Source organism: Chloroflexaceae bacterium (genome assembly GCA_025057155.1).
GTDB lineage: Bacteria > Chloroflexota > Chloroflexia > Chloroflexales > Chloroflexaceae > JACAEO01.
Genome location: JANWYD010000006.1, coordinates 273,824 through 280,358, shown reverse-complemented (window position 1 = coordinate 280,358; position 6,535 = coordinate 273,824). Strand labels below are relative to the sequence as shown.

Sequence of the window (6,535 nt, the reverse complement as noted above, 5' to 3'; positions counted from 1 at the left end):
CGACGCGAGGGGAGCTACCGGGAGGAGCGACCGGCCCGCTACGAGGAGCGCGGGCCGCGACGCGAGGGGAGCTACCGGGAGGAGCGACCGGCCCGCTACGAGGAGCGCGGGCCGCGACGCGAGGGGAGCTACCGGGAGGAGCGACCGGCCCGCTACGAGGAGCGCGGGCCGCGACGCGAGGGGAGCTACCGAGAGGAGCGACCGGCCCGCTACGAGGAGCGCGGGCCGCGACGCGAGGGGAGCTACCGGGAGGAGCGGCCCGGGCGTCGCTATGACAAGCCGCTGCCACGTAACGAGGCGACGTCGCTGGCAGAGGGAGCAGTAGCTCACGTCGAGAAACATCCTCTGTCCAACACAGCGACAGGTACGCAATCTTCGGAAACCACGCCGTCGCGCCTGGCAAAGATGACGCCGGGATCACGTCGGGCACGTGGACGGTTCGGCAGGCAGGCGCATTTCCGGACGCGCCAGCGGGATACAAACCCTAAATAGCCTTCCAGCCCCCGCCGGGGAGGCAGCGGGCGCCCTTTCTCAGGTGTAGGGTTTTCCGGCGCATGCTCGTGTCGCATGCGCCATCGGGGGCATTAGGACGCCCCCCGCTCCCGCGCGCGGGAGCGGGGGGCGGTGGTGAGGACCGTAAGCGCATTAGAATGCCGAAAACCCCTAATCAGCCGCCAGGCGGCCTGGTTATGTATGCGAACATCATTAGCTGCCGGGCGAGCAGAGCGCGTAGAACGTTTCGTCCTATCTCCCTGTAGGGGTTGTTGCCACATCTTGACATTTATGCTATACTGACGCCAGATTTTCGGATCGCAAACTCGAATATCCTCTTCAGGATGCACCGGCGACCCAGTCAGGTTTATTATCCGTTGTTCCCCACATAGTCTTTCCGTAGCCTGGTTTCTGCCGGATCACCATCGCCGGAAATTGCGATGCGTCTCTGCGATTGGCCAGGGAACATCGCTGGCGCTGCTTCCTCGTCGCAACAGGGGTTGGGTATGACCCCGGCGTAGCGTGTCTGGATAGCGCACGTAGCGTCGTGCGCCTTTACAAGCGTGATACGCCTTCACGGCAGATAATGCTTCAACTTCTCAATCTGCCCTGGCGATCGCGCCATCCACCTCATAGCTTGCTCGGGTAGTGCAACTGACCAATCTTAAGGAGCACTGCGGTGAACGTCGCCGAATTAGAGTCGAAGACTCTTAGCGACCTGCGCGAGATGGCTCGCAAACTTGACATCTCAGGCTACAGCGGGCTGAAAAAGCAGGATCTCATCTTCAAACTGCTGCAAGTGCAATCTGAAGAACAGGGCAACGTCTTCAGCGACGGCATTCTCGACATCGTCGCCGATGGATTCGGATTCCTCCGTGGCGAACGGATGCTGCCCGGCCCTGAGGATGTCTATGTGTCGCAATCGCAGATCCGCCGCTTCGGGTTGCGAACCGGCGACCGCGTATGGGGGCAGATCCGCCCGCCGAAGGAGAGCGAGCGCTTTCATTCGCTTCTGCGCGTTGAGTTGATTAATGGCGTGGATCCTGAAACGGCGCGCAAGCGCCCGTCGTTCGACCAGCTCACGCCGATCTTCCCGAACCAGCAGATCAAGCTGGAGACGGAACCTAATCTGCTCCACACCCGCCTGGTCGATCTGATCGCTCCCATCGGGCGCGGCCAGCGCGGCCTGATCGTCTCGCCGCCCAAGGCCGGCAAGACGATGCTGCTCAAGGCGATTGCCAATGGCATCTCTACCAATCACCCCGATATCCAGTTGATGGTCCTCCTCATCGGTGAACGCCCCGAAGAGGTCACTGATATGCGCCGCTCGGTCAAGGGCGATGTGATCGCCTCGACCTTCGATGAGCCGGTTGAGGACCATACCAAGGTCTCGGAGATGACCCTGGAACGCGCCAAGCGTCTGGTTGAGGGCGGCCAGGACGTGGTGATCCTCATGGACTCGATCACTCGCCTGGCCCGGGCCTACAACCTCGATATGCCCCCCAGCGGACGCACCCTCTCCGGTGGTATCGATCCGGTGGCCCTCTACCCGCCGAAGCGGTTCTTCGGCGCTGCGCGCAACATCGAGGGCGGCGGCTCACTGACGATTATCGCCACCTGCCTGGTAGATACCGGCTCGCGCATGGACGATGTGATCTACGAGGAGTTTAAGGGCACCGGCAATATGGAGCTGCATCTCGACCGCAAGCTGGCCGAGAAACGCATTTTCCCCGCCGTGGACATTCAGCGCTCCAGCACGCGCCGTGAAGAGTTGCTCCTCCCGCCTGAAACCCTGCGCCAGGTCTGGACATTGCGGCGCATGGTGAGCATGCTCGGTGAAAATGAGGGTACGGAGTTGATGCTCACCCGCATGGCCAAGACAAAGACCAATGCCGAGTTTCTCGCTACGTTGAGCAAGGGTAGTTGAGATGCCAGCGGGGCAACCCGGAGGGTTGCCCCAACGGGGCTTCAGGATTCCCGCGGTTCTCCCAGTGCCCCTTTCTTCCGGTTTAATCAGCTTAGCCCTGGCCAGCGAGGGACACAACCACGAACAACAGCCCGCAGAAGAGCAAAACCCCCACCAAGCCCAGCAGCACCGGGTAGAGCAGCACCGCCAGGGTGGCCCGCGTGCTATCGAGGCGGTGGGCCACCGAGGTGGCAACGACGAGAATGACCAGCCCCCACCCCCAGGCGATGAGGCCCAGAACCGGTCCCAATCCGGGGATGAAGGTCAGCGCATCCAGGGCGTGCGGCGCCACCGAGAGCGCGCCCAGGCCCAGCATTTGCTGGATGTGGCCCTGTCCACCCAGTTGCCGCGCCGCGATGTGGGTGAAGATGACCGTCAGCAGCAGACCGGCCAGGTAGCTCAGCGGTGTGCTGACCGTCGTCGCCAGCCACTGAAAGACCTGTCCAAAGGGGCGGGGCAAAGGGGTTGGCAGGGCGATGAGATCCTTCAGTAGGGCGTAGAACGCCTCTTCATTCTCGTTGACGAACCGCAACAGTGGCTGCAACTGGTCAGCATTGGGGCTAAGGGCAATCTGGCGTTTCTGCGCCTCAACGAACTCGCGCACCGTGGCCACGGTGCGCTCCGGCGTGGCCGTGTCGAGCAGCGCGCTGGCCCCGGTGACCGCTCCGACCAGCAACCCGACGAAGAGCACCAGCAGCAGCCCGCGTCGCACCACATCGGGCGACTCGCGCAGCCCGAGCATCAACCGCTGGTTGAGGGTTAATGCCCCGTTGAACAGCTCGATCATCGCCCGGCTCCCCCAATGAGACTCCCTATCGTGCTCGCAAAGGCGAACACAACGCAGCAGTACAGGGTGAACAGCACGACCATCAAGAGCAATGGACCGATTAATACGGCCCAGAACGAGCGCCACGGCGGCAGTGCGTGCGCCTCGCGCACGGCAACGTAGGTCGCCAGGAACCCCAGTAAGGTCGTGGAAAGCACGAGGCTCGCGGGAACCGCTTCGGCGTAAGGCACGATCTGCACCAGGCCGAGCAGGTTCACGCCAGAAGCCAGGCCGGTGCAGGCCAGAGTCTGAGGGTAGCTGGCCGCCCCGCCAAAGGCCTTCGCCGCGATATGAACAACCGAGCCGCCAAGGAACCAGCCAATGATCCCCGCGAGTGGCGTTATCACGATCCCGAGGGCGCCTGACAGGGGGTTAGCTGTCAGGGTGAAGTTAGACGGGTCGGAGAACACTTGTTCAAACGCCGCGACAAATTCAGGACTGGACTGCGCGACCTGATTGTACCAGGGCATCGCGATCAGCCCATTGTACAGCGTGTCGCGCACAGCCTGGGGATCGGGCTGGGTCAGATACTCGCCGAGGTCGCCGATCCAGGCGGCGAGGCCGGTAAGGAGACCCACCAGCACGACGACGAGCAGCGCCCGCTGCACCCCGGTTGGCGACTCGCGCTGGGCGCGGTAGACACGGGCGTCGAGCAAGAGTCCGCCGAGGGCCAGGCGGAAGATAGTCGCGAAGAGTTTCACGATACTCCGGTAGGCCAGGCAGGCCACACGCCGCGTCAGGGGGCGCCAGGCTGCAACCCTGCGCGTATCTGTGACCCGAACAGTGAACAACCGCGGGTTATTCTACCATACCCGCACCCTTCTTCCTGCCGGGAAGCGGAGACTCCCCGCCCTGTTCAGCGCAGACGCTATGCGACCGTGTGGCAGGGCAGACGTGACATTGTGGTACAGTAATAACATAGCGGTCCTTAGTGGGGCCTGCCGTGAATCTAGTTAAAGTAAGGGTAGGGAAATCAGGTTGCCCCAATCCCTCGCCTGCGGTTATGCATTACCCACACGTATCAGAGCGGGTGTGGATGTTGACCCTCCTTCCCGCCTGGATCGGCAGGGGCGATCAACCGGTCGCCCCCGCCGATCTGCTCCGTGGCGGTCCGACACGCTGCGGGCTCTACACGGACGTGCGGGAGCGCAACCAGCCCCTCGCACTGCGTTCGGCAACCGAACGAGCTGTGCCGGAGCGGTGTTGATAACGGGGGAGTGACTTGTGGGTAATGGGCGGCGTCTGAGGAGAGAGTGTAGGAGGGGCATTCCTCCTGGGCGCAGCGTTGCGTTTCACCTGGTCTGCGCCGTATGGCAGTGCAAGTGTCTTACTAGCTAAGATTGGGAGGTCTGGCGTGCTCTTTCAGAACGTCGCGATCGAGGCCCTGGGCTACGAACTGGCGCCGCACCGCATTAGCTCGGACTGGCTGGAGGATCAGATTAGCGAGACGATGCAACGTCTCGGCATCCCCCGGGGACGTCTGGAACAACTCTCGGGGATCCGCGAGCGGCGCTTCTGGGACGCGGGAACGTTGCCTAGCGCCGTGGCGACGCTGGCGGCGCGCAAGGCCATCGCGGCTGCCGATATTGACCCGGAGCAGATCGGGATCGTCATCAATACTTCGGTATGCCAGGATTACCTCGAACCTGCGACAGCCTGTTTCGTTCATCGTAACCTCGGTCTCTCGCCCCGGGCGATCAACTATGATGTGCGTAATGCTTGCCTGGGCTTCCTCAACGGGATGTATATCGCGGCCCTGATGATTGAGGCGGGCGAGATTGATTACGCGCTGATCGTCAACGGTGAAGGCTCACAAGACGCGGTAATGAGCACCATCCGCCGTCTCCAGCGTCCCGAAACCACCCTCCAGGAGTTCCGCGACAATTTCGCTACTCTTACCCTCGGCTCGGGCGCCGCGGCGATGGTGCTGGCCCACATGCGGGTTTCAAAGTCCCGCCACAGGCTCAATGGCGTTGTTTCGCTGGCCGCGACCGAGTACAACCACCTGTGTGTGGGCCAGCCCGATTATATGAAAACCGATGCCAGCGCACTGCTGGTCGCCGGGGTCAAACTTGCCGCTGAGACCTGGCAACTGGCCCAGGAGACGTTGCCGAACTGGAGCGACGACCGCATCGCGCTCTACGCGCCGCACCAGGTGGGCGCGCGGCACATGGCCGCCGTGACCGAGGCCATTGGCATCACCCCCGCCAAGCTCTACCTGAACTTCCCGGTGCTGGGCAACATCGGGCCGGCGGCCCTGCCGATCAGCCTGGCGCAGGCCGCCGAGGCTGGTCGGTTGCATCCTGGCGACCACGTGGGGTTGCTGGGCATCGGTTCGGGGCTGAACTGTTCGATGATGAGCGTTACCTGGTAGTGCGTTCAACAGAGGCGCGGGGAAACCGGGTTTCCACAGGTTCCTCCCCGTAGAGGTCACGGGGAGCGCAGTAGCCGGGACAGCCTCACAGTGTCTCCAGCCATACCCCGGCCAGTTCCAGCCACTGTGCGCCGGGAACGTCGAGCAACCCCCAGCGCAGCCGGCCCCGGGGCGTGGCGATCAGGTACTGGTTATCCACCCAGGTTACGAAGCACAGGGGACCTTGTGGCGAGGGCGCGTCGGAGAGCACGACGCGCCCGTCCACCAGGAAGCGGCTCGTGCGCAAACCCCACTCGATGACATACTCATGCCACTCCTCCATCGGAGCGCGCGCGAGCGCCTCGGCCACGCCAAGGGCGCGCTGGACCGGCGGGTACAGGCCGCGGTACAGGGGCGGCAGGTTGAAGAGGGGCGCCAGCGCCGGAGCGAGAGGCAGCAGGGCCAGGGCGCGCAGGCGCGTGGCGTCAATCACCGCTGCCTTCCAGCCCCGTCCCGGCACGCCCAGGGCCAGGGGCATATCGTTCGGTGGGGAGGCGTAGAAGAACCAGATCGCCCGCGGGGGGCGCAGTGGCCGGGCAATGGGGTAGTTCCAGAAACCAAAGCCCGCCGTGCCGCGTAAGCCGCCCTCAGGGTGCGAAAAGCGCGCCTGTACCCGGAGCCGCAAGGGCGGGCGGCGGATGAAGCGCAGGCCAGGCCCGGGCTGATAATCGTCAATCTGCGCGTTGGAATAGGCTAATCTCCGGGCCGTGGCATCCTCAACAATCAACCGCAGCGCGCCGGGCGCTTCATCGCACCGGCCCCGGCGGATCAGCAGATGACGCCACGGCGGCGCCTGGCGGGCCATAGCGCCGATCAGATTGGTCACGGGCGTTGCCCT

The 6,535-nt window shown here is 63.8% G+C and carries 6 protein-coding genes; 3 read left to right on the top strand and 3 right to left on the bottom strand.

Annotated features, from left to right (window positions below; genetic code table 11):
* Both NZU74_07230 and rho read left to right on the top strand, forming a co-directional pair.
* Positions 1 to 492 (top strand): hypothetical protein (locus NZU74_07230; protein MCS6881110.1); only part of this gene is annotated, 492 nt, incomplete at its 5' end.
* Positions 493 to 1,171: 679 nt separating this feature from the next.
* Complete coding sequence (gene rho, locus NZU74_07225; protein MCS6881109.1) at positions 1,172 to 2,419, top strand: transcription termination factor Rho; 1,248 nt, start codon at positions 1,172 to 1,174, stop codon at positions 2,417 to 2,419.
* A 91-nt stretch (positions 2,420 to 2,510) separates the two neighbouring features.
* Here rho and NZU74_07220 read toward each other — a convergent pair whose 3' ends face one another.
* Both NZU74_07220 and NZU74_07215 read right to left on the bottom strand, forming a co-directional pair.
* Entirely contained in the window at positions 2,511 to 3,245 is a 735-nt protein-coding gene (locus NZU74_07220) for a YIP1 family protein (protein MCS6881108.1), read from the bottom strand.
* Positions 3,242 to 3,985 carry a YIP1 family protein gene (locus tag NZU74_07215; GenBank protein MCS6881107.1) on the bottom strand — a complete coding sequence of 248 codons (744 nt, stop codon included), beginning with the start codon at positions 3,983 to 3,985 and terminating at the stop codon, positions 3,242 to 3,244. Before NZU74_07215 ends, NZU74_07220 begins: the two co-directional genes overlap by 4 nt.
* Before the next feature lie 653 nt (positions 3,986 to 4,638).
* Between NZU74_07215 and NZU74_07210 the strand changes: the two genes are divergently transcribed.
* Positions 4,639 to 5,658, top strand: coding sequence for a 3-oxoacyl-ACP synthase III (locus tag NZU74_07210; protein ID MCS6881106.1), 1,020 nt, complete (start codon positions 4,639 to 4,641; stop codon positions 5,656 to 5,658).
* Positions 5,659 to 5,743: 85 nt separating this feature from the next.
* Here NZU74_07210 and NZU74_07205 read toward each other — a convergent pair whose 3' ends face one another.
* Entirely contained in the window at positions 5,744 to 6,523 is a 780-nt protein-coding gene (locus NZU74_07205) for a hypothetical protein (protein MCS6881105.1), read from the bottom strand.
* Positions 6,524 to 6,535 lie beyond the last annotated feature (12 nt).

Excerpts from the sequence above, each read along its gene's own strand:
- NZU74_07220 (MCS6881108.1), bottom strand. The coding sequence starts at position 3,245 with ATGATCGAGCTGTTCAACGGGGCATTAACCCTCAACCAGCGGTTGATG.